Source organism: Pseudomonas sp. GW822-FHT02G04, from assembly GCF_058802085.1.
Window position 1 is genome coordinate 305,562 of sequence record NZ_JBXANU010000002.1, and the last position, 20,833, is coordinate 326,394.

Sequence of the window (20,833 nt, forward strand, 5' to 3'; positions counted from 1 at the left end):
GCCAGGTATTGACATGAATAATCTGCGACGTCTGGACATCAACCTGCTGCTGACCCTCGATGTCTTGCTCTCGGAACACAACGTGACCCGTGCGGCGCAACGCCTGAATCTGTCTCAACCGTCGGTGAGTGTGCATCTCGCCAAATTGAGGGACATTTTCAGCGATCCGCTGTTACTGCCTGGGCCGCGGGGCATGCGGCCCACGGCCCGGGCCGATGAGTTGCGCGAGCCGCTGCGCCAGGCTCTGGAAGCCCTGGAGCGCGCGGTGTCGCCCGCCAGCCCTTTCAACCCGGCCGAGGCACGGCATACCTGGAACGTCATGGCGTCTGATTACGGCGAGTCGACCATCGTCTTGCCCGCATTGGCCAGGTTGCGCTCGGCAGCTCCCGGCACGCGTTTGGCGCTGTTTGACCTGGTGCCGTCACAGCTGGCCAGGCAAGCGGAGCAGGGCGCAATCGATCTGGCGTTTCATACCAGCGAGGACTCTCCCCTTGGTTTACGGCGTCGAACGTTGTTTACCGAACACTATGTGTTGGTTGGGCGTGCCGGCCATCCGCAGTTGAAAAAGCGGCCGACCCTTGCGCAGTTTTGCGAACTCGACCAGGTGATTGTGTCGCCGGATGGCGGGGGCTTCCAGGGTGTCACCGACAAGGCGCTTGCGCAGGTGGGCCTGACGCGCCGCGTGGTGCTGTCGGTGCCGCATTTCCTGTTTGTCCGGTCGGTTGTGGAGAACACCGACATGGTCGCGATGCTGCCGTCGCGGCTGGTTCGCGATGGGCGTGGGCTGGAGGTGGTCGAGCCACCGCTTGAAGTTCCGGGTTACGAGATGTCGATGCTCTGGGCCGAACGCTGTCACCGCGACCCTGGGCATCAATGGTTGCGTGAGTTCATCGTGAATGCGTTGTGATTGATATCAGTCAGCGCAGAACCTGCGGGAGCGCCTTGTGTTGATTGAGGTGTTTGGCTAATCTCGCATAAACACGCATAAACACGCATAAACACGCATAAACACGCAAAAACAGGCATAACCATGCACACCGAGCATTCCTCCGCAGAGCTCCCCCAACTTCGCCGCCAAAAAATCCTGCTAATCCTCGAACGTGATGGCAAGGTCATGGCTTCCGAGCTGAGCCAGCATTTCGCTGTGTCCGAAGACACCATTCGCCGGGACCTGTCGGAGTTGGCCAGTGCCGGGCTGGTGCAGCGGGTGCACGGCGGGGCGTTGCCACGGCCCAAGGACACGGGCAAGGATTACTTCACCCGGGTCAGCGAAACCGACGAGGTGAAAACCCGGTTGGCGCAACTTGCCGCGCGCCGGGTCAAAGACGGCCAGATCGTGATGTTCGATTCCGGGAGCACCACGCTGCAGATCGCACGCTCGCTGCCCGCTGACATTGTCATCACCGCTGTCACCGCGTCGCCGATGATCGCGATCACGTTGGCCGAATACAAAGGCATCACGGTGATCGTCGCCGGTGGTCAGCTCAACCCTGCGACGATGTCTTCCAGCGGGCATGAAACCCTGCGGCTGATCGAGGGCATCAAGGCCGACCTGGTATTCACCGGGGTCTGTGCCATTCATCCGGAAGTCGGCCTCAGCTCGCTGCATTTCGATGAGGTGCCGGTGAAACAGGCGATGCTCGCCAGCGCCTCCCACGTGATTGCCGTGACCACCGCAGACAAACTGGGTGCGGTGGAGCCCTTCGTGGTTGCGCCTTGTGCCCGTGTGCATACGCTGATTACCGAACGTCATGTGGCCTCGGGCAATCTCGAGGATTATCAAAAACTGGGGATCGAGGTGGTGCAGGCAGACGCCTGAGCGTCATCGCGCTCGGCGCTGCATGGTTTACGCTGATAGCAACGTCGGGAGGAATGCAGTCATGACTGAGCGCCATATAACCCACTCGGAAACGCTGTCGAACGGATGCACGATTGAGGTTAAAGCCGAGATATTGAGAGACGGTTCGCTGAAGATGTTCATGGGGGTCTATTGGCCGGACGGCTCGGCCATCGTCGAGGACAAACACCCCTCGCCGCATCTGCTGGATATGGAAGCGGCGATGGAATGGGCCATCGAAAAAGCCAAAACCATCGGTAATAGTCAGAGAACGCTGTAAGGCCCGGCGATAACGGAATCATTGACCGGCTGGAAGGTCGTAATTATGGGTTTGAACGCACTGCGATCGATTCGCCGCCAGCGTCACCTCATCCCCGTAGTTCTGACCTTTTAGGACATTAAAATGAAGCGCACCGCGATAATGACCCTGGCCATTGCAAGTACTCTCCTGCTGGGAGGTTGCTTTCCTTATTGGGAAGAGGGAGACAGGTACGATCGGGATCACCGTGAATACCGTCGCGACCATGATCGTGGCTATTATTACCGTGATGATCGAGGGTATGACCGGGATTACGATCGTCGTGATGATCGCCGTCGGCACCGCGACCGTGGCAACGATGATAACCAGGGCGACGATTGACGCTTGATCGCCCGGCTTCAGAGCGGGGTGATAACCGCTCTGAACCTCCTCCTGAGGAATAACCATGCGAAGGCTGACTGGGTATGTTGCTGCGCCTCTCACTCAATGGCTGATCGCAGCAGGTATCGGCCTGACCGCCGTGGTGTTCAATGCGCAGGCACAAATCCCACCTAAAGCCACTCAAGAAATAAACAGCTTGCTGGACTTTGTCGAGCACAGTGAATGCCGGTTTGTGCGCAACGGCAGCGAATACGCTGGCCCTCAGGCCCGGGCGCATCTAGAGAAGAAGTTGGAGTACCTTGAAGAACAGGAGAAGGTGAAGAGCGTAGAAGACTTCATTGAGCTGGCGGCCACTCAAAGCAGCATGAGTGGCCGCGCCTATGAAGTGCGCTGTCCGACAGGCACACAACAACCGGCCAGCCTCTGGTTGAAGACCGAGTTACAGCGGCAACGGCAACCTCATTGATGGTTTTGTCGGGCGCTAGCGCAGCAGATGCACCGCCAAAATGGCGATTCCTTTTTCCGATGACGACTCTTCACGGCGTGCCAAACATCGCCGTCCAGTAAATGCCTGCGTCACTCTTCGGGTCCACCGCGTAGGCTGCACCCAGTTCGCGAAACTGTGGGTTCATCAGGTTGGCGCAATGGCCTGGGCTGGCCAGCCAGCCATCGACCACCTTGCGCACTGTGTCCTGCCCGGCGGCGATGTTTTCACCAACCTGCTGACCGGCGTAACCCGCCAGTTCAGCCCGATCACCCGGCGTGCGGCCGTCGCGGTCCTTGTGATCGAAAAAGTTATGGTTGGCCATGGCCCGGCTGTGGCCTTCGGCGGCTGACCCGAGCGTGGCGTTCCAGGCCAGCGGTGTGGTGGCGGTGAAGGATTGGGCGCCGCACTGGCGCGCTTGCGTGCGGGCGCTGTTCATCGCTTCGAGCAGTTTCTGGCCCTCCGCTTGCCAGTCGCCCAAGCGCCCGGTCAACAGGGGGCGTGCCAGCACGATGCGCCATTCACGGCCCTCTCGGCTGACGCCGATATCGACAAATTGCGGGTCCAGCACCACCCGGCAGAAGCTCTCCTGAATCGCCTTCATCGCGGCGGGCGCATCACGCGGGCCGGATAAGCTGATCGCCTGCACGTTAACCATCGGATATGCCGCGCGGGCCAATGCCTGCTGCAGGTCGCCGATGCTGTTGGCGGACAGCACCAGGCGCGGATCGCTGGCCAGCGGTGGCAACTCCGACGACGCCTGACCGGCACAGCGCTGCACCTGGCTGCGGTAAACGTTGATCGACTCGACCAACTGCTGTTCATCGGCCGCCGACGCGATGACGCTGAACACCAACCCGAATGACAACACGCCAAGATGCAAAACGGATGACAGGCTGCGCATGAAAATCTCCCTTGAACGATCTGTGCCCATGATGCGCGATGTCCCCCCTCCTGATGCAATGCCTTTTCGCGCTCAAATGCAGTTTATTGCCTGCCTGTTGGTATGAATTCCGGCTACTACAATCAACCCAGGTCTGCGATCGTTTCATTGCTCAAGCCGGTTTCAATCGGAAGGCTCGGAACATGCGATTCAAAGGGGTAGCCACCTGCTTCGCAATCATCCTTCTGTGCGGTCAGGTGTGGGCGACCGATCAGGAGCAAAAAAAGGAAGTGGCCGAAGAGAAGGCGCAGGTCCTGGAGCAGAAAGCAGCAGAGAAGGGCAGCGAAGTTCCGGTGCCCAAATCCGAGGTCATCACCCCCTCCGAAGCGCAGGCGGTCGACCCGGCGGGCACGGCGCCGCTGGAGGATGCCATTACGTGCCTTGCACGCAGTATTTACTGGGAAGCCAAAGGCGTGGCTGCTGCCGACATGGAAGGCGTCGCCAGCGTGGTCATGAACCGGCTCGGTCACGAAGGTTTTCCGGATACGGTGTGCGCCGTGGTCAAGCAAGGTTCCGAAAAGCATGCCTGCCAGTTTTCCTGGTGGTGCGACGGGCGTGCGGATCAAGTCAAGGAAGACGACGAATATGCCATCGCCAAGGAGATCGCGCGCAAGGCACTCAACAAGCAACTCACGGACCGCACCCACGGTGCCTTGTATTTCCACGACAGAACGGTGAAACCCGACTGGGCGAAGGAGTACATCAAGACGGGCGAGACCCGGAAGTTTCTGTTCTATAAACCTGGTGGCGGGACGGCCAAGTAGGTGCGAATCGCTTCGCACCACCTAGCCCCGCCCTTTACTGACCACGAATGCTACGGGTGGGAAACGCTACGGTGATGGTCAGCCCCTCGCGCTTCCAGTCACGGCGGATTTCGCCGTGAAGCTGGCCATGCACGGTCGCTTTTGCGAGAAGTGTGCCGAAACCGGTGCTGTCGGGTTCCCGGTCAATGAGCGGCCCATTCCTTTCGCTCCAGACAACGGTGAACACCTCCTCACTCTCGCTGCAGGAAATATCCAAAAGCCCTTCAGGCAAAGAGAGCGCCCCATATTTCGCGGCGTTGGTTGCAAACTCATGCAACAGCAGCGCGAAGCTGGTGACTGACGCACCGTCAATCGTTACGTCAGGGCCGGTCACGAAAGCGCGTGACTGGCTGTTGTCCTCGCCACCGGCATAAGGCGCGAGAATGGTTTGAATGAGGGCATGCAATGTCGTTGGCTGCTCGTTACTCAAACCGTGCGGGATGGTCAGGGTATGCGCTCGCGCCAATGCGTTCAGCCGTGCGCAAACGGCGGAGGCGAGTTCACCGGGGGTCGTTGCCGAACGGGCGCTCAGTGAGACCACGCTGTTCGCCAGGGTGAACAGGTTTTTCACCCGGTGATCCATCTCTCTGATGAGCAGGCTCTTTTGTTCTTCCGCCTGTCGACGCTCGGTGATATCGCGAGCGATTTTGGCCGCTCCGACAATACGGCCTTGCCGATTTCTGATGGGGGAGACGGCGAGAGAGATCTCGACAAGGCTGCCGTCTTTGCGCCGCCGGAGGGTTTCATAGTGTTCGATGCGCTCGCCTCGACGAATGCGCGTCAAAATGCTGGATTCCTCATCCAGTCGATCCAGCGGAATGAGCATGGTAATGGGTTGGCCGACGGCTTCCTCGGCTGTGTAACCGAAGAGTCGCTGGGCACCAGCATTCCAGTTGGTAATCGTGCCGTTCAGGTCTTTGGCGATGATTGCATCGGCGGACGATTCGACCAGCGCGTCATGCCTCAACGCGGCTTCGTCGGCGACGGTCTGCTCGGTCAGATCGATCAGCATGTTAACGGCGCCTATCAGGCCGCCTGCTGCATCGAAGATCGGCGAGGGGCACGCCAGAAAACGAACGCGTGTGCCATCCGGACGCTCGGCGATGGCTTCAAGCCCTCGGACAGGACGTTGTTCCTTTAATGCCATGGCCATGGGGCATTCATCGTGGGGCAGCGGCGTGCCGTCAGGCCAATAGAGCTTCCAGGAGCCGCAAAAGGTGCTCTCCCCAAGCGCCGGGCTCACTCCCCACAGCGCCACCGCTGCATGATTGTAAAAGGTGATCAGACCCTTGGCATCGGTTGTGTAGATCGCCTCGGGCAGTGCCTCAAGGACATCGCTCAACCCCAGGTCGTGAAGGGATGGGGAGGTTTGCTCGCTACCTTCTGAGGAAATACAGGTAGGTCCTATAGCGGTGTCGTCCTCATGGATAGGTCCTTGGCTCATTCGCAAACTCCATGCTGGTGGTGCCTTGGCACTCGATTCAGGTGATTCGGGTTGAAATACAGGATATAGCGATGTGGCCAGGTCCCGGAAAGAACCTTGTCTCCAATTAAGGACTATTTTCGGTCGCGCACAAGAAATTTGATCGAGCTTCGCCCGCTGATCTGATAGCAGCTGCCGAGCCTGCGAGGCTGCTGCTACACAGGGCTTGCCCGTACATTTTTACGGTTTCTTTACGGTAGGTGTTTTTCCCCGCGAGGATACTTGCCGCGTTTTTTTGATCGTCGACAGGCCTGCAACACTCGCCAGGTCGCCTGAACGAACGGCATGACACCCCATGGACTAATCTCATTATCAAGCTGTGGGATTTCATGGCTGAGTCCGAACGTTTACCGGGTGACCTCGCAAACCCTCTTGCTCGAAGGTGGCATGCCATTTCTTTCCTTCCATTTCAGAGAAGCTACCCGTGAGCGAAACAGCGATACCCTCCCATGAAGACTCCCACGGCAAAACATCAGCAGTGGGTTTGCTCGTTGCCGCAGTCGGCGTGGTTTATGGGGACATTGGCACCAGTCCGCTTTACACCCTCAAGGAAGTGTTCGCCGGTCACTATGGCGTCCAGGCCAATCACGATGGTGTGCTGGGTGTTCTGTCGTTGATTTTCTGGTCACTGATCTGGGTCGTCTCGATCAAGTACGTGCTGTTTATCCTGCGCGCCGACAACCAGGGCGAGGGGGGCATCATGGCCTTGACGGCACTGGCACGTCGGGCCTCGGCGCCGTATCCGGAAATGAGCAGGATCCTGGTGTTGCTCGGCCTGTTTGGCGCGGCACTGTTTTACGGGGACAGCATGATCACCCCGGCCATCTCGGTGCTCTCTGCGGTTGAAGGGCTGCAGCTTGCGTTCGAGGGAATCGGGCATTGGGTCGTTCCGCTGTCCGTTATCGTGCTGGTCGCGCTTTTCCTGATCCAGAAACATGGCACCGCGCGTATCGGCATCCTGTTCGGCCCGGTCATGGTGCTGTGGTTCGGGGTGTTGGGCGCCCTCGGCATTTACGGCATCCTGCAACGGCCGGAAGTCCTACAGGCGCTCAATCCTGCGTGGGCGGTGAATTTTTTCGTGGTTCATCCGGGCATCGGCGTGGCCATTCTGGGCGCCGTGGTGTTGGCGTTGACCGGTGCGGAAGCGCTGTATGCCGACATGGGCCATTTTGGTCGCAAACCGATTGCCCGTGCCTGGTTCATCCTCGTGCTGCCCGGCCTGGTACTCAACTACTTTGGCCAGGGCGCGTTGATCCTCGGGAGCCCGGAAGCGGTACGCAACCCATTCTATCTATTGGCACCCGACTGGGCGCTGCTGCCGATGGTCGCGCTGTCGACACTGGCCACCATCATCGCCTCCCAGGCGGTGATTTCCGGGGCGTTCTCACTGACCCGCCAGGCCATTCAGCTGGGTTATGTGCCGCGTATGTTTATCCAGCACACCTCCAGTCAGGAGCAGGGGCAGATTTACATCGGCCTCGTGAACTGGGCGCTGATGGTCGGTGTCGTGTTGCTGGTCATCGGCTTTGAGTCGTCCAGTGCGCTGGCAGCGGCGTATGGCGTGGCAGTGACGGGGACCATGTTGATTACGACCATCCTGTCTTCGGCCGTGGTTTTGCTGCTGTGGAAAACACCGCGTTGGCTGGCGATTCCAATGCTGTTGGGTTTTCTCATGGTCGACAGCCTGTACTTCGCCGCCAACGCGACGAAGATCTTCCAGGGCGGTGCGTTCCCGGTGATTGCCGGTATTGCTCTGTTCATTTTGATGACCACCTGGAAACGCGGCCGAAAGATCATTGTCGAGCGACTGGACGAAACCGCTCTGCCGCTGCCGTTGTTCATCAGCAGCATCGGCGCGCAACCTCCCCATCGAGTGCAGGGTACTGCGGTATTTCTGACGGCCAGATCCGACGCTGTCCCCCATGCCCTGTTGCACAACCTGTTGCATAACCAGGTGCTACACGAGCAGGTGGTGTTTCTCACCGTCGTCTCTGAAGACCGCCCGCGTGTGCCTGCAGATCAGCGGTTCGAGGTCGAGTCCTATGGCGAAGGGTTCTTCCGGGTCAGTCTGCACTTTGGTTTTATAGAAGAACCCGATGTGCCGCTGGCGTTGAGCCTGTGCCATTTGAAAGAGCTGGATTTCAGCCCGATGCGCACCACGTATTTCCTCAGCCGCGAGACGGTCATCCCGACCAAGCGTATCGGCATGGCCCGTTGGCGCGAGACCCTGTTCGCGTTCTTGCTGAAGAACGCCAACAGCAACCTCAAATACTTCAATTTGCCGCTCAATCGAGTGATCGAACTGGGTACGCAGGTTGAGATGTAGACGGCTGCAATCAGTCAAACGCATATCCCTGTGGGAGCGGCGGTGCGCCACTCCCACAGGATTTGCAGCCAATTTTTAGCCTTGCAACGCTTCCATCAGCACTTGCACCAACTGCCCACCCTGCGGCGTTGCCCAGCTTCCGGCGAGTTCAGCGATCAGCTGGTTGGTGGTGGTCAGCGTCACGCCGCCCTTATCCATCCGCCGCAGGGCGATGTCATCGGCCATCACACTCGGTGAACCGCCACCGTCGGCCACCACCTGAACGTCATACCCTTCGCGCACCAGACTCAGCGCCGGATAAACCGTGCACACGTCATTGGTGACACCGGCAATGATCAGCTTTTTACGGCCCGTGGCTTTGACGGCGGCAGCGAAGTGTTCATCGTCCATGGCGTTGACGATGCCCAGGCGTTTGACGCGGGAAGCGAACTCGGCGGGCAGGATCTGCTCCAGTTCACTCAGCAGCGGCCCCTGCGCGTACTCTTCCATGCTGGAGGTCAGCACCACCGGAAGTTTCAGAATGCTGGCCGCTTTGGCGAGCATCAGCGCGTTGCGTTTCAGTTCTTCGAACGGGATGGATTTCACCCAACCCATCGTTCCCACCTGGTGATCGATCAACAGCAGGGCGGCATTATCGGCACTGAATTTTTCGTAGGTCATGATGATTCTCCTGGCAGTAGGGTTGCGGCATGGGGCTATCATTGATCAATCCGAATCCGGGATAAACCGGGTAAAATTGAAATGACTGATCCACTGGTGGAGCAATAGCTTTGGAGTTTCTCAACGACATGGCGCTGTTCGTCGAGGTTGTGAAGGCGCGCAGTTTCCGCCGCGCGGCCGAGGCGATGGGCATGCCGAACTCGACGCTGTCGCGCCGGATAAGTGGCCTCGAGAAAGAAATCGGGCTCAGGCTTTTGCATCGCACCACGCGCAAGATCGAGCTGACCGAGGCAGGGCAGTTGTACTTCGATCGCTGCAAACGCATCGTCGAAGAAGCCCGGCTCGCGCACGAGCAGCTCGGTGAAATGCTGGCCCGCCCCAGCGGTGTGCTGCGGGCCTCGCTGCCGGTGGATTTCGCCAATATCTACCTGGCGCCGCTGATAGCGGAGTTTGCCCGGCTGTATCCTGGCATCAGCTTCGAGTTCGATCTGACCCCGCGTCAGGTCGATCTGGTGAGTGAGCCGATTGATGTGGTCATCCGCATGGGCGAACCCGCGAGTTCGAACCTGATCGCCCGCAAGCTCGCCAGTTTGCGCCGCGGTCTTTACGCCTCACCCCGATATCTCGAACAGTACGGCGATCCCGTTCAGCCCTCGGACCTGACCCACCACCAATGCCTGCGTCTGCGCGGAACCCGTGCCGAACGCTGGATGCTCTCCAGCAGTGAAGGGGAGGTGGAAGTTGAGGTGGGCGGTCGATTTGAACTCAACAGCGTGGGAATGATTCGACGTCTGGCGACGCTGGATCTGGGGGTCGCGTTATTGGCCGAAGGCATCGTTGCGCAAGACCTCGCCGACGGCACGCTGCGCAGAGTCTTGCCACAGTGGCAGGCTTCGCCCGTCTCGGTTTACGCCCTCACCGAGACGCGGCTGTTACCGGCGAAAACCCAACGGTTTATCGAGTTTCTGCGTGAGAAATTGCAGGATGCTTAGCGGGTGGTGAGTGCCTTTCACTAGGCAAGACACGCGGGAAAGCGGACGTTCAGCCTTCTCTCTAAAAGACCGCGAACAGAGTTAACGATGAAATTTATGCCCGTGGATTCGATTGTGGGCTTTAATGTCCGTGCTCACTATGCAGCCACGTTAGCTTCGACTCCGTACGAAGGTGGATTCGCCTGACGGCGGGTTCAGGTTGCCATGTATTTGTCTAATCAAGGAAGAAACGACATTGAAAATAGCTTTCGGCGTCCTGCTGTTCACCTGGCTGACTTCTATCGCACTCGCTGACGAGAACCCTGTCGGCTTCCAATCTTCCACACTGGCGGACTCGCACAATGACCGCGCACTGGAGATGGTCGTCTGGTACCCCAGTGCGACTGCCGCCGCAACGCAATTGATCGGCGATGATGTGGTGTTTGTCGGTGCTTCTGCCGTTCGTAACGCGCCGCCAGCTGCGGGCAAGCATCCATTGTTGGTGCTCTCCCACGGGTACAGGGGGAACTGGAGCAACCAGATCTGGCTTGCCAGTGCTCTGGCTCATAGGGGTTATATCGTTGCCGCGATCAATCACCCTGGCACCACCACTCATGACCGTAGCCCTCAAGCAGCGGCGCAGTTATGGCAGCGGCCCGTTGATGTGCGTCGAGCCATTGATAGCGTCACGACTCAACCTGAAAAATTCGGCTTGGTCGCCAATGACCGAATTGCAGTAGTGGGCCATTCACTCGGCGGCATGACCGCCTTGGAGATCGCCGGTGCTCGTTTCGATCCAGACCGCTTCGCCCATGACTGCAAAGCCCACCCGCAATTAGCAAGTTGCACCGTCTATGGAAAGATAAACCCTGCAAGCACCTCAAAATCAAAGGCCGCGTTGGCCGCCGATTTGCGCGATAAACGCGTCACTGCTGTGGTTACATTGGACATTGGCCTTTCACGGGGCATGACCGATGAAAGCCTGGCGGCGCTGCCGGTACCAACGCTGGTGATCGCTGCCGGCGTACCGTCGCACGACCTTCCTGCTGAACTGGAGTCTGCCAACCTGGCCAAACGCTTGCCTGCGGCGTCAAGCCGTTACGTCGAAATCAGCGACGCAAGCCATTTCAGCTTCTTGTCGATGTGCAAACCTGGCGCGGAGGTCTTGCTCGAAGAAGATGTACCAGGCGATGGCATCATTTGCCGGGATGGCGACGGCGGTCGCTCACGTGGGGTGATTCAGCAGCAGATCACATCGCTGATAGCAGAGTTTCTTCAGTCACCCTACAAAGAAGAAAGTTTGTAAACTCGTGGTAAGGGAACTGCTGCAGCTCAACAAAAAAACCGCTGTAGCAGTTTTGACGTCCGCGCAATCTGTCAGATCGGTTGGGCAGGGAAGTGGGCTCTGCGGCGGAAGCGGTCGGTCGCGAAGGCTACGTAGATCAGCTCTCAGCGGAAGTGATTGAGTCCTGACCGGCTTCAGCCGCCAGCTTCAATCGGTCAGCTTTACTAATGTATTTAGTCTTGCTTTTCGGTGCCAATTTGGCGCTGGCCTTTTTGGCATTAGCCTTTAATAACTGATTTATTTTTTTACGACGATTCATATTTTCTGCTCGGTTTGTCAGTGCTTGAATGATACCAGCTTAAAATTTCAGGTAAAAATTGATACCGGTGCGGCGGCCTGCGAATTCCACTCCGTCCGCAATGGCCGTTGCGGCGGGAACTTCAGGGTACTGGCCAGGTCAATGGGGGCCCTGTGTCGCAGATGCCGAGCAGTGCTGGTGGCCTGTTTTACGACAGTGCCGTCCGAGATCAGCCGAGTCCGCCCCTGATGCCAACCAAGATTTTTCTGCCGGGTCTTATCCTGGCGTTCTGCGTCGTCACGTCGCTTTGTTCGGTTGCTGCCGAGCGAAGGGCGCCCTCGCAAAGTAACAGTGCATCAACCACCCTGATCGAAACCGCTTCGCGGCAGTATGGAGATGGCCAGCTGGACCTGGCCGCTGCCACGCTGGAGCGTGCCCTGCATATCCAGCCGAACAATCCCGCGACGCTGCATTACCTCGGTGTGTTGCGTCTTCAGCAGGGGCAGTACCAGCAGGCTGAAACGTTGGCGGTGCGCTCGAACATGAGGGTTGGTAGCAACGTGCAGTTGCGTAACCGCAACTTCCAATTGATCCAGGCGGCGCAACAGGCCGAGGCTTCGAGTACCTTACCCAACGCCAAAGAGGACCAGGTCGCAGTACAGAAGGGGCTCGAAGAGGAGGCCCAAAGGCTCCGCGAAGCAGAAATGGCCGCTGCTGAACAATCCACTCCGGACACTGGGCGCGACGCTGGCAACTTCGCTCGCGCAACGCCCGAAGGAGAATTGCAAGTGGCTTCCGCCGAGCCAGCGCCCGCGTACGATGGCGTTGAGATTCCCCGCGGCCATTGGCCGCCACCGGGTAAATGCCGAATCTGGTTTCCTGATCGACCGCCCGGGCATCAGCCCCCACCCGGCAAATGCAAGAAGCTGCGGCATCGGGTTCCGTCGGGAGCCTACCTGGTGCGCGGTTGAGTTTCTGAGTGGCCTTCTGGCTGGTCGGCGACGGTCCAGCTTCGACCGTCGCGTTGAATGGTCAGACTTCCGTCTCGTGGCGTCGCACTAGCGACGATAGTAGCGGTGATCGTCCTCGTAGCGGTGCCGCATGGGCCGATCATCGTGGCGCTCCCAATAACGATGGCGTTCAGCTTCTCGACGGGCTTGCTCTCTGCGCCACTGTTCTCTACGCCATTCGTCTCGGCGCCAATCGTCTCTACGATCGTGCCAACGGCCGTCATGCCAGTATCGGTCGTCATGGGCCAGCAATGGACCCGGCTGTTTGCCAGCCATACTGGCCAAGGTTGGCCAAGGGTTGCCGGCAGCCTCGACCGGAGCCTGAACGGCTGCCACTTCAGTTGCGAAAACAGGGGTTGAGGTCTTCATTTGTGTTGCTGATGCGGAGCCCACTGCCGCGAGCGCGAACAGGCCGAAGAGCACCATCCGTGGGTCATGGAATTTCATGAGCGAAGACAACCTCTGATTGACAATGGACGTGTGGCCATCTGACTGCGGGAAGCCTGCGAGGTCGCGCTTACCGAGGATGTGCCTGTCCACATAGACCGATAAATGGAGAAAAGTTCTAGGACACCGCTGCTTAAATAGCCGGCGACCTCATTGTTCGGTCTCTTTGAGGTTTGCTATCTGGTTGTCGGCTTCTGGTCGGTTGCCGCCACTCACCACGGGCAGCTATGGGATGGTTGCAGCCTTTCGCGACAGGCAGAAATCCACAACCCATTGCGGACGATGGCAAAGGGCTGCGATAGACCTGGAGCAGTCCGCTAAGGGCGCGCGGCTCGGCCTACGGGGGTTATCAGAGGCTGAAGTAATGCCGCCATGGGAATGGCGAAAAGCAGGTAAAACAAATACAGGCCACCTTCGGGTGGTCTTTTAGCATTAGCGGGTAATACTTCTCTGTATAGGCGGGCGTGTTGCTGGTGGCGCGAGCCGCAGGGAGGTGTGAGGTGAATAAGCTATCAATTGTGGGTGCCGGTATGGTGGGTGAGGCTGCGGCTCAGATCATCGCCCGGGAAGAGTTCTGTCGTGAGTTGATGTTGATTGATGTGCAGGGTGAGTTGGCACAGGGCAAGGCGCTGGACGTCTGGCAGGCGGCAGTTGAGTCAGGTTCTGATACCAGGGTTTACGGCGGGTCCAATGCCGAACTGCTGCAGGATTCTGACCTGGTGGTGATTACGGCGGGTGTGCCCCGCAAGCCTGGTCAGTCGCGTCAGGATGTATTGAGTATCAATCTGCCAATTCTCGATAGCATCATGCTGGATATTAATCGTCATGCTCCGGCGGCGACGGTGTTGGTGGTGTCGAACCCGGTCGACGTGCTGACCTATCGGGCTTGGTGTCTCAGTGGGCTGGGACGCAACAGAGTGTTCGGGCAGGCGGGGGTACTGGATACAGCGCGCATGAAGTGTTTCATTGCCGAGGAGACAGGGTTTTCTGCTCGGGATATCACGGCGCTGGTGCTGGGAGGGCATGGCGATAGCATGGTGCCGCTGATGCGATACTGTGCGGTCGGTTCGGTGCCGCTGTCTCACTTCCTGTCCAATCAGCAGATAGAGCAGATTGTGGAGCGCACACGTCAGGGTGGCGGCGAGATTCTGGGTTTGAAGAAGGTGGGGAGCGCCTGCGATGCGCCGGGCGTGGCAATTGCACAGATGGTGGATGCTATCGCCAATGGGCGAAACCGCATTTTGCCGACGGTCGCGATTCTCGAGGGCGAGTACGGGCGAACTGGTATTGCCATGGGTGTCCCCTGTGTGCTGGCAGAGGATGGTGTTGTGCGGGTGATCGAGTTGTCTCTGGATGCGCAGGAGCAGGCGATGTTCGACCGCTCTGCAGATCAGGTGGTGCGTGATATTGCTGAAATGAATGCTTTGTGAGCGGGGCTATATGAGGGGGGCAACGGGGAGTGGAGCGCCGGTCCCTGGCGCTCGGGGTCATGGTGTTACCTGGTGTCAGGCAGTGGCACTATGATCTTTTATGGGGCTGAACAGGCCGGATTGGCGCGGACGACCGATGCATGTTTCGACTGTCCCCATACCCTGTCAGGCCAATCCTGATTGTGAATCGCCCCTGAATAAGTAGACATTGCGACCCGTCTGACAAGCTCCCGGAGCCATCCGCCCGAAGCTTGCCGCGTCTGCCTGCAATCATTAGCGGGGCCGAAGCCGCCAGGCCCGCGGGCATAATTGATATGCCCCGGGCCGGCCAGGTTCAGGCGGGCAGCACAGCCACTGCCTCGACTTCAAACAACATGCCATCCAGGGCCAAGCGTGGTACCGGTATCAGGGTACAGGCCGGTGTTGGCGAGGAGCCCCAGAGTTGCTGCAATTGCGCGCCAAAAATCCCAAGGCGCGCATGACTGTGATCGACGATCAGCACCGTCAGCTTGGCCACCTGGCCGACCTCGGCGCCGACCGAACGCAGGGCCGTCTGCAGGTTGGCCAGAGCCTGGCGTACTTGATCGGAAAAGTCAGCCGAAAGTTGGCCATCGGCGGTCTCCCCGCCTTGGCCGGCGATAAACACTAGCCGGGTATCGGCAGCCACTTGGGCCACATGGGAGTAGCCGTTGGCGCTGGGGTCATACAGCCCCGGCGGGTTGGACAAGGTAAGCGGGTGTGAGGGTGCTGAGTGCATTGACATGGTGATCTCCTGAATAAATAACGCCGTGTGCTCAGTGGACGGGCAGGGCCATTGGGCGAATCGGCGCCGCATCGGCTCCGCGCAGCTTCAAAGAGGCCCCCACAAAGGCGAATTGGTAAACGCGGTCCCTGGACAAGCCCTCCAAATTCACCAACTCAATGATCGGTGCGCCCTGCATGGCCAACAGATAGGTGTGCAGCGGCAGGTAGTTGCCATCGACCTCGGAAGGGAAAGTCTCAAAACTAAGATTATCGGCACCGACTACCATGGCGCCGCCGTCCTCCACCAGGAACTTCGCCGCATCCAGGCTCAGGCCTGGCGGGTTGGCCATGTAGGCTTGGGCGTGCTCATAGTCACGCATGCGTCCGGTGCGGATCAGCACGACGTCACCTTTCTCCAGCGTCACTCGCTGCTTGGCCAGCGCCTGCTGTAAATCGCTGCGGGTGATGCGGTAGCTATCCGCCAGTTGCTCCAGGCCCTTGGCTGCCGGGACATCGATCATCACCCCGCGGGCGATGATCGGTGGCAGTTTTTCTGCTCCAGTGACATTCCAGCCACGGTCGCCCAGGTGCTGATCGGCACGAAAGCCGTTCCAGATCTTGCCGTCCAGGCCAAAGTGGTTGAGAGCGTCTATATGGGTACCCATGTGGGCATACATGGACACCGCCGAGCCGCTATAGCTGACGTGCTCGTTCATCGGTTCTCCGACCTTCATCGGGTCGGCGATCACATTGCCGTGGGGGGTGTGAGTCATCCACATCTGGTAGGGCGGGTCACCCGCCGCTTGCCAGCTGGGCATGCCGACGAAGTATTCCACCGCCAGGTCGTAGGCCTGGGCACCATTGGTCCGGGCCATGATCGCCGCTTGCGACTGAGGGGTCATCAGGTTCAGGCGCCCGATCTCGTCCTTCTGCCCCCAGGGGCTGATACCCACCTCGGGCTTACCCAGCGTGCCAGCGCTGCACAGTGAACTGAGCACAGACAAGGCGGCCAGCCCGGTAAGATTTTTGATCCACGAATACCGCAACATGACATGACTCCTTAAGGGGGAGCGGTCATGTTATTGGCTGATAAATCATAGATAATCAGCCGCTTCATTGATTGAGTTTCAACCCAGGAGAAACAATATGGATGTATTGGTGGCCATGCGTACCTTTCGCCGCGTGGTCGAGCGCGACAGTTTCAGCCTGGCCGCTCTCGACCTGGGACAGTCCACAGCGGCGGTGAGCAAGCAGGTGCGGCAGTTGGAGGAACGCTTGGGCAGCTTGTTGCTACTGCGCACCACCCGCCGGATGAGCCTGTCCGAGGCTGGGCAGGCGTATTTCAACGAATGCTGCCACCTGCTCGACGAACTGGAAGCCCTGGAACGTGCGACCCAAGTCGGCGCCAGTGAACCCAGCGGTCGTTTACGAGTGAACGCGCCGCTGTCGTTTGGCCTCAAGGTGCTGTCGCCGATCCTGGTGGCATTCATGCAGCGCTACCCAGAGCTGAAGGTCGAGCTCACCCTCGACGACCGCCTGCTGGACGTAGTCAGCGAGGGCTTTGATGTGTCGCTTCGGATTCGCAGCCACCTGCCAGACTCCTCGCTGATCTCCCGACGCCTGGGCGAAGTTGAACAAGTGATCTGTGCCGCACCGGCTTACCTGTTGGCCAACGGCACGCCGCATAGCGTCGACGACCTGCGCGAGCATAGCTGCCTGGCATATCGCCTGGCCGAGCATCCCGGCAGTTGGCACCTACAAGGCCCGCAAGGCAGTAGCCGCCTGGAACTGCCAGTGCGCCTTGCGGTGGACAACAGCCTGATGCTCAGCGACATGTTGCTGGCCGGCCTGGGCATCGGCGCCTTGCCTTCGTTCATCGCCAAGCCCTTGCTCGACAGTGGCCAGTTACTGCAACTGCTCCCCGGGCACTCGATGCCTCGGCGCGCGATCTATGCGCTGTACGCCAGCCATAGGCATGTGTCGCAGAAAGTCCGGGTGTTTGTCGATTTCCTCGCCAGTGCACTGGAAACGCTACCGCCAACGAGCACGTCCACAGGCGCAATGGCACTGCTGGACTGACCCTGCTTCAGTCAAGGTTAAATCACCTTTCGTCTTAACCTGGCGCTGCACCTGTTTTCGATGAGCGAGATGTGCCGATTACGAGCGGGAACAGGGGAGGAAAAGTGGACGGATTTATTTTTAAGCTGGCCATTCAGGGCACATGGTTTATCACTGCAAATTCTGCATACGTATAGTTCTTGCCCCATTGCGCGATTACAAATAAACCCCCGAGTTGGAATCGATGTATTCAGGTCAATGACACAGGTTAGTAGCCGGCACAAGGAGGGACCATGAGCGCCACAGCAATTCCCGAGGGTTTTACCCCGTTTACCCGCAGTAGTCCGTTGCTTGATTTGCTTGGCCCGATCTACGCGAGGGGCAACGGGCTGCAATTGGAACTGGGATTATTGACTGACTCACGACATGCCAATGGCCGCGGCACCTTGCATGGAGGTGTATTGGCGACATTAGCCGATGTGGGTATGGGTTACGCCATGGCATTTTCCAGCGACCCTCCGCAGCCATTGATCACGGCGAGCATGACCTTGGATTATCTCGGCGCAGTACAAATCAATGAGTGGCTGGAAGTGCGTCTTGAGTACTCCAAAAAAGGACGTCAACTGGCGTTTGCCGCGGTCAGTTTGCATGTCGGTGAGCGAGCAGTTGCGCGCGCCAGTGCGGTGTTCGCTGTGCCAATGAGTTGAAATGCTTGTCCATCAAGGCGTTGGTAGTCAATAGACCGCATCATGATGCTCAGCGGGTGAGTGTTATCGAATCGCCTTGAATGACTGCTTCTGGCCGAATGCAGCCAATTGCAACGGCAGCTTTCGGCCAATCGCGCACGCTCAATTTCGATTTTCAGACTCTCCTGATGCCACTGCCAGGATCGCCCCATATGCGCCTTCCTCAGGGACATAGGAAACAAATCTGTCACTGGCATCCTTTTGCACCCAAAGGCGTCCACAGTTCTGGCATTCGTAGGCAGTCGACATTCGATGAATGTAGATGCTGGATATCCGGCCTTGCAGTTCGTCAGTAGCGCTGATCCAGGGTGCGAACTCGCCAAATGCTTCAGCTATCGCAGCCTTGTCTCCGGATTCCGCCGCCTCTATCAGAGGTTTGAGCTCACGGTGCACTTCATCCCAGAATTCATTTTCTACTTCGTCGCGAAGCAGGCTCGCCTTAAAGGGCGAGCTGTCGGTCTGATCGGTAATCACATGGCCACACTTGCAACCCAGTTTGCTCATTTGCGGTTCATCACCCTGGCGTTCGATCGCTTCGTTAAATGGCGGACAACTCTTTGGCAAAACTTTCGACTTGAGCAGGAGTAATTCACTCAGCTCCTCAGGCTTTCATCAGCCTGTAAAAGTCCTCTAGCGCCTCGCGAAATTCCGCCAGGGAAAAACTGATCGGGCGATTCTCGGCGTCCCATCGAGTGGTAATACCGACTTCCAGGCCGCTGGACACGCTCAACCCAAAACGGCGCCAGTGCAGAGTATCTCCGTCAATCACCTGTTCGGTCATCAGCACAAAGCAATCGAAGTCCATGTCATCGCCGCAGACCAGCAGCGGAACCGGCGTCGATGTGCCGTCTTCTGCAGGCGCGAAACGCCGTTGGGCGAGCGCGTCTTCTTCCTCATCCAACAACCACATCAATGAAAGACCGTTCAGGTCTAGATCGGGGTATTCGAGGTGACTGTTTAGCCACTCCTCGATAGGTACATCGTCGATAAACAGCCAGGCACAGCGGCTACGGCTAAACTTCGCTTGATGGTAAGCGGCATGGATGCGGTGATGCATAGGAAGTCCATTCAACGATAGAGGGCCAAGGGATCACTCGGTGGGAAAACGCTCGAGTCCGCGTGAGTCGCCGAACAGGTTATCGCCAGGTTCAACGCTTGCTGAAGGGCAACCGCGCGATAAACGGCTCGTACCAATAGCGGACGTCAAACCTTGGTATTTATCGTTTACGTGTCGTAGCTAGCCGATGCGGGAAGTGTTCCAATTACGGAATTTCCGAAAATGATTGAAAGGTAATCAGCAATGCCAGATGCGACCGATGAAGCATTCTATGATCGTGCAGACGCGCATATAAACCTGTCGAACAAGCAGCTTAGGGCGTTCGGAGACCTTGGCAAGGTAAGCGCGTCGATGATGTTTGGCACCACTCGATTCAACGCTTGGGTGAGCGCTCGCAACTTCAAATCAGGCGAGGAAATGGCGCAGGCTCGCGAAGCAATGTTGAAGTATTTTTGTGAGCAGTACCGGATGATGCTCGAGGATAATCTCGACGACCATATCAACAACTTCAGCAAGTACATGACTGCGAAAGACGCTTGATTGATCTTGGTTGCTCTCGATGATTGACTGTTTTTGGTCGTTGGCAGTCGGTCTCGATGCACCGCTATCGACCAGAAGCACGCCGACAGCAAGTTATCTTAATCGAAGGAGTGTTTTTAGTGAGCGGCCATAACCACGACTTGAGAACCGACTTCATAGAGGCGCTCAAGGAAATCACCGCGCTGATGTCCGTGCTGCAACCGACCCGGAGGTTCAGCAACCAGAGTCAGTACGGAAGCCGGGGCTCGAGCCCTATTCTCCACTGAGAGCCATCGCGTTCTTCCGGCTACCACACCAAGATGGGGAATATATCGCGCCGCGTACTCACTACATAAGACTCCAATCCATTTTTCTCAGGAAAGATTTTCAAGATCATGTTCGTACTGAAAGTAATGGTGAAAACCCCAAAATTATCAATTGAAAAACCTTCTACATCGAGGTTTAGAAAGTCGAAAAGTAAAGGGCTGGTGGCAGCGTCTTCACCATGCCCCCACCTGCATACCCTATTGATATCACAAACGAATGGGCACTGAATTAACACGCTAGCCATATCACCAAAAAGCAGGATCTGCGAACCGATCCCGACAGTTACACCCGTTAGCGCGGAAGGAATCATTTCGGCTAAATCTGAATCATTTATCATCATGCCGTGCTCTTTTCATACAGGTGGTTATTGAAGAATCATAGGCCTGAATTGGCTCTCATTTGGTAGGCAGATCATATCTCCATTTGTTAGGACGGCCACCCAGGCTGATCGTCCGATTCTGGCGGAAGCGGCTCGGGCGAACGTCTTCTTCTGGCTGTGGATTCGACCGGTCGACGCAACAGGCAGCAGTCGACCCGAAGCAGTTAGCATTCGCGGAGCCGCTGCTGCTGGTTTGGCCATAAGGGTCATAGGTGAATGGTACTTTCTTAGAAGTTGGCCAACTGAATTTAAAGAAAAAAATTAAGAAAGGCTGGTCTTGATCTACATTTAATGGGTTGTCTTTGACATAGGCCGTATAAAGCGCACGAATCAATATGTCGAAGTCAATCCTCGCAAGCATATGCATTAATGCTCCGGTGATGTCA

At 57.8% G+C, this 20,833-nt stretch carries 26 protein-coding genes; 15 read left to right on the forward strand and 11 right to left on the reverse strand.

From position 1 onward, the window contains the following. The first annotated feature begins 13 nt into the window (after positions 1–13). From AC1RO5_RS03865 to AC1RO5_RS03885, 5 genes are all read left to right on the forward strand, one after another. Positions 14–907 carry a LysR family transcriptional regulator gene (locus AC1RO5_RS03865; RefSeq protein WP_493172885.1) on the forward strand — a complete coding sequence of 298 codons (894 nt, stop codon included), beginning with the start codon at positions 14–16 and terminating at the stop codon, positions 905–907. 123 nt (positions 908–1,030) lie between these two features. Next, the gene (locus AC1RO5_RS03870; RefSeq protein WP_493172887.1) at positions 1,031–1,819 is read left to right on the forward strand and encodes a DeoR/GlpR family DNA-binding transcription regulator; all 789 of its coding nucleotides are present in this window, start codon (positions 1,031–1,033) and stop codon (positions 1,817–1,819) included. 61 nt (positions 1,820–1,880) lie between these two features. After that, the gene (locus AC1RO5_RS03875) at positions 1,881–2,117 is read left to right on the forward strand and encodes a hypothetical protein (RefSeq protein WP_007942075.1); all 237 of its coding nucleotides are present in this window, start codon (positions 1,881–1,883) and stop codon (positions 2,115–2,117) included. A 123-nt stretch (positions 2,118–2,240) separates the two neighbouring features. After that, entirely contained in the window at positions 2,241–2,477 is a 237-nt protein-coding gene (locus AC1RO5_RS03880) for a hypothetical protein (RefSeq protein WP_081628196.1), read from the forward strand. Positions 2,478–2,541: 64 nt separating this feature from the next. Further along, positions 2,542–2,943 (forward strand): YfeK family protein, encoded by a 402-nt coding sequence (locus AC1RO5_RS03885; RefSeq protein WP_493172889.1) that lies wholly within the window; start codon positions 2,542–2,544, stop codon positions 2,941–2,943. A gap of 70 nt (positions 2,944–3,013) precedes the next feature. Here AC1RO5_RS03885 and AC1RO5_RS03890 read toward each other — a convergent pair whose 3' ends face one another. Then, positions 3,014–3,865 carry a CAP domain-containing protein gene (locus tag AC1RO5_RS03890; protein ID WP_258668869.1) on the reverse strand — a complete coding sequence of 284 codons (852 nt, stop codon included), beginning with the start codon at positions 3,863–3,865 and terminating at the stop codon, positions 3,014–3,016. 182 nt (positions 3,866–4,047) lie between these two features. On the opposite strand from AC1RO5_RS03890, the gene AC1RO5_RS03895 reads away from it, so the two are divergent. Beyond that, positions 4,048–4,668: a cell wall hydrolase gene (locus tag AC1RO5_RS03895; protein ID WP_493173223.1), complete on the forward strand. Its 621-nt coding sequence runs from the start codon at positions 4,048–4,050 to the stop codon at positions 4,666–4,668. Between the two features lie 34 nt (positions 4,669–4,702). Here AC1RO5_RS03895 and AC1RO5_RS03900 read toward each other — a convergent pair whose 3' ends face one another. Continuing rightward, on the reverse strand, positions 4,703–6,049 hold the full coding sequence (locus AC1RO5_RS03900) for a PAS domain S-box protein (RefSeq protein ID WP_493172892.1): 1,347 nt from the start codon (positions 6,047–6,049) through the stop codon (positions 4,703–4,705). A 565-nt stretch (positions 6,050–6,614) separates the two neighbouring features. On the opposite strand from AC1RO5_RS03900, the gene AC1RO5_RS03905 reads away from it, so the two are divergent. After that, complete coding sequence (locus tag AC1RO5_RS03905; protein ID WP_493172894.1) at positions 6,615–8,516, forward strand: potassium transporter Kup; 1,902 nt, start codon at positions 6,615–6,617, stop codon at positions 8,514–8,516. Between the two features lie 75 nt (positions 8,517–8,591). Here the strand turns inward: AC1RO5_RS03905 and AC1RO5_RS03910 are convergent, their stop codons facing one another. Further along, the gene (locus AC1RO5_RS03910) at positions 8,592–9,176 is read right to left on the reverse strand and encodes an isochorismatase family protein (protein ID WP_493172896.1); all 585 of its coding nucleotides are present in this window, start codon (positions 9,174–9,176) and stop codon (positions 8,592–8,594) included. Between the two features lie 110 nt (positions 9,177–9,286). Here AC1RO5_RS03910 and AC1RO5_RS03915 point away from each other — a divergent pair, with 110 nt between their 5' ends. Then, positions 9,287–10,168: a LysR family transcriptional regulator gene (locus AC1RO5_RS03915; protein WP_493172898.1), complete on the forward strand. Its 882-nt coding sequence runs from the start codon at positions 9,287–9,289 to the stop codon at positions 10,166–10,168. 235 nt (positions 10,169–10,403) lie between these two features. After that, a complete protein-coding gene (locus AC1RO5_RS03920) occupies positions 10,404–11,453 on the forward strand; it encodes an alpha/beta hydrolase family protein (protein WP_493172900.1) in 1,050 nt (349 codons plus the stop codon). Between the two features lie 136 nt (positions 11,454–11,589). Here AC1RO5_RS03920 and AC1RO5_RS03925 read toward each other — a convergent pair whose 3' ends face one another. Next, the gene (locus tag AC1RO5_RS03925; RefSeq protein ID WP_413696483.1) at positions 11,590–11,751 is read right to left on the reverse strand and encodes a DUF2986 domain-containing protein; all 162 of its coding nucleotides are present in this window, start codon (positions 11,749–11,751) and stop codon (positions 11,590–11,592) included. Positions 11,752–11,978: 227 nt separating this feature from the next. Here AC1RO5_RS03925 and AC1RO5_RS03930 point away from each other — a divergent pair, with 227 nt between their 5' ends. Next, positions 11,979–12,701, forward strand: coding sequence for a tetratricopeptide repeat protein (locus AC1RO5_RS03930; RefSeq protein WP_493172904.1), 723 nt, complete (start codon positions 11,979–11,981; stop codon positions 12,699–12,701). A gap of 87 nt (positions 12,702–12,788) precedes the next feature. Here AC1RO5_RS03930 and AC1RO5_RS03935 read toward each other — a convergent pair whose 3' ends face one another. Continuing rightward, entirely contained in the window at positions 12,789–13,187 is a 399-nt protein-coding gene (locus AC1RO5_RS03935) for a hypothetical protein (protein ID WP_305412344.1), read from the reverse strand. A 500-nt stretch (positions 13,188–13,687) separates the two neighbouring features. Here AC1RO5_RS03935 and AC1RO5_RS03940 point away from each other — a divergent pair, with 500 nt between their 5' ends. Further along, positions 13,688–14,617, forward strand: a complete 930-nt coding sequence (locus AC1RO5_RS03940) for a malate dehydrogenase (protein ID WP_413696481.1) — start codon at positions 13,688–13,690, stop codon at positions 14,615–14,617. A gap of 334 nt (positions 14,618–14,951) precedes the next feature. On the opposite strand, the gene AC1RO5_RS03945 is transcribed toward AC1RO5_RS03940, so the two are convergent. Together AC1RO5_RS03945 and AC1RO5_RS03950 are read right to left on the reverse strand one after the other, a co-directional pair. Further along, the gene (locus AC1RO5_RS03945; RefSeq protein WP_493172907.1) at positions 14,952–15,380 is read right to left on the reverse strand and encodes a RidA family protein; all 429 of its coding nucleotides are present in this window, start codon (positions 15,378–15,380) and stop codon (positions 14,952–14,954) included. Between the two features lie 31 nt (positions 15,381–15,411). Continuing rightward, on the reverse strand, positions 15,412–16,410 hold the full coding sequence (locus AC1RO5_RS03950) for a cyclase family protein (protein WP_493172908.1): 999 nt from the start codon (positions 16,408–16,410) through the stop codon (positions 15,412–15,414). 97 nt (positions 16,411–16,507) lie between these two features. Between AC1RO5_RS03950 and AC1RO5_RS03955 the strand changes: the two genes are divergently transcribed. Next, complete coding sequence (locus AC1RO5_RS03955) at positions 16,508–17,440, forward strand: LysR family transcriptional regulator (RefSeq protein WP_493172910.1); 933 nt, start codon at positions 16,508–16,510, stop codon at positions 17,438–17,440. A 272-nt stretch (positions 17,441–17,712) separates the two neighbouring features. Then, positions 17,713–18,126, forward strand: a complete 414-nt coding sequence (locus AC1RO5_RS03960; RefSeq protein ID WP_493172912.1) for a PaaI family thioesterase — start codon at positions 17,713–17,715, stop codon at positions 18,124–18,126. 141 nt (positions 18,127–18,267) lie between these two features. On the opposite strand, the gene AC1RO5_RS03965 is transcribed toward AC1RO5_RS03960, so the two are convergent. Beyond that, positions 18,268–18,669: a DUF8617 domain-containing protein gene (locus AC1RO5_RS03965; protein ID WP_493172914.1), complete on the reverse strand. Its 402-nt coding sequence runs from the start codon at positions 18,667–18,669 to the stop codon at positions 18,268–18,270. Between the two features lie 97 nt (positions 18,670–18,766). Further along, on the reverse strand, positions 18,767–19,222 hold the full coding sequence (locus AC1RO5_RS03970) for a hypothetical protein (protein WP_123493965.1): 456 nt from the start codon (positions 19,220–19,222) through the stop codon (positions 18,767–18,769). 243 nt (positions 19,223–19,465) lie between these two features. On the opposite strand from AC1RO5_RS03970, the gene AC1RO5_RS03975 reads away from it, so the two are divergent. Continuing rightward, positions 19,466–19,762, forward strand: coding sequence for a DUF3144 domain-containing protein (locus AC1RO5_RS03975; protein ID WP_493172917.1), 297 nt, complete (start codon positions 19,466–19,468; stop codon positions 19,760–19,762). 119 nt (positions 19,763–19,881) lie between these two features. After that, a complete protein-coding gene (locus AC1RO5_RS03980) occupies positions 19,882–20,028 on the forward strand; it encodes a hypothetical protein (protein ID WP_493172919.1) in 147 nt (48 codons plus the stop codon). A gap of 20 nt (positions 20,029–20,048) precedes the next feature. Here AC1RO5_RS03980 and AC1RO5_RS03985 read toward each other — a convergent pair whose 3' ends face one another. Together AC1RO5_RS03985 and AC1RO5_RS03990 are read right to left on the reverse strand one after the other, a co-directional pair. Further along, positions 20,049–20,408, reverse strand: coding sequence for a hypothetical protein (locus tag AC1RO5_RS03985; protein WP_493172921.1), 360 nt, complete (start codon positions 20,406–20,408; stop codon positions 20,049–20,051). A gap of 55 nt (positions 20,409–20,463) precedes the next feature. After that, on the reverse strand, positions 20,464–20,814 hold the full coding sequence (locus AC1RO5_RS03990; protein WP_493172923.1) for a hypothetical protein: 351 nt from the start codon (positions 20,812–20,814) through the stop codon (positions 20,464–20,466). Positions 20,815–20,833 lie beyond the last annotated feature (19 nt).

Coding starts and splice junctions, on each gene's coding strand:
- AC1RO5_RS03865 (WP_493172885.1), top strand. CDS start 14: ATGAATAATCTGCGACGTCTGGACATCAACCTGCTGCTGACCCTCGAT.
- AC1RO5_RS03870 (WP_493172887.1), top strand. CDS start 1,031: ATGCACACCGAGCATTCCTCCGCAGAGCTCCCCCAACTTCGCCGCCAA.
- AC1RO5_RS03875 (WP_007942075.1), top strand. CDS start 1,881: ATGACTGAGCGCCATATAACCCACTCGGAAACGCTGTCGAACGGATGC.
- AC1RO5_RS03880 (WP_081628196.1), top strand. CDS start 2,241: ATGAAGCGCACCGCGATAATGACCCTGGCCATTGCAAGTACTCTCCTG.
- AC1RO5_RS03885 (WP_493172889.1), top strand. CDS start 2,542: ATGCGAAGGCTGACTGGGTATGTTGCTGCGCCTCTCACTCAATGGCTG.
- AC1RO5_RS03890 (WP_258668869.1), bottom strand. CDS start 3,865: ATGCGCAGCCTGTCATCCGTTTTGCATCTTGGCGTGTTGTCATTCGGG.
- AC1RO5_RS03895 (WP_493173223.1), top strand. CDS start 4,048: ATGCGATTCAAAGGGGTAGCCACCTGCTTCGCAATCATCCTTCTGTGC.
- AC1RO5_RS03910 (WP_493172896.1), bottom strand. CDS start 9,176: ATGACCTACGAAAAATTCAGTGCCGATAATGCCGCCCTGCTGTTGATC.
- AC1RO5_RS03925 (WP_413696483.1), bottom strand. CDS start 11,751: ATGAATCGTCGTAAAAAAATAAATCAGTTATTAAAGGCTAATGCCAAA.
- AC1RO5_RS03930 (WP_493172904.1), top strand. CDS start 11,979: ATGCCAACCAAGATTTTTCTGCCGGGTCTTATCCTGGCGTTCTGCGTC.
- AC1RO5_RS03935 (WP_305412344.1), bottom strand. CDS start 13,187: ATGAAATTCCATGACCCACGGATGGTGCTCTTCGGCCTGTTCGCGCTC.
- AC1RO5_RS03945 (WP_493172907.1), bottom strand. CDS start 15,380: ATGTCAATGCACTCAGCACCCTCACACCCGCTTACCTTGTCCAACCCG.
- AC1RO5_RS03950 (WP_493172908.1), bottom strand. CDS start 16,410: ATGTTGCGGTATTCGTGGATCAAAAATCTTACCGGGCTGGCCGCCTTG.
- AC1RO5_RS03955 (WP_493172910.1), top strand. CDS start 16,508: ATGGATGTATTGGTGGCCATGCGTACCTTTCGCCGCGTGGTCGAGCGC.
- AC1RO5_RS03960 (WP_493172912.1), top strand. CDS start 17,713: ATGAGCGCCACAGCAATTCCCGAGGGTTTTACCCCGTTTACCCGCAGT.
- AC1RO5_RS03965 (WP_493172914.1), bottom strand. CDS start 18,669: ATGAGCAAACTGGGTTGCAAGTGTGGCCATGTGATTACCGATCAGACC.
- AC1RO5_RS03970 (WP_123493965.1), bottom strand. CDS start 19,222: ATGCATCACCGCATCCATGCCGCTTACCATCAAGCGAAGTTTAGCCGT.
- AC1RO5_RS03975 (WP_493172917.1), top strand. CDS start 19,466: ATGCCAGATGCGACCGATGAAGCATTCTATGATCGTGCAGACGCGCAT.
- AC1RO5_RS03985 (WP_493172921.1), bottom strand. CDS start 20,408: ATGATGATAAATGATTCAGATTTAGCCGAAATGATTCCTTCCGCGCTA.
- AC1RO5_RS03990 (WP_493172923.1), bottom strand. CDS start 20,814: ATGCATATGCTTGCGAGGATTGACTTCGACATATTGATTCGTGCGCTT.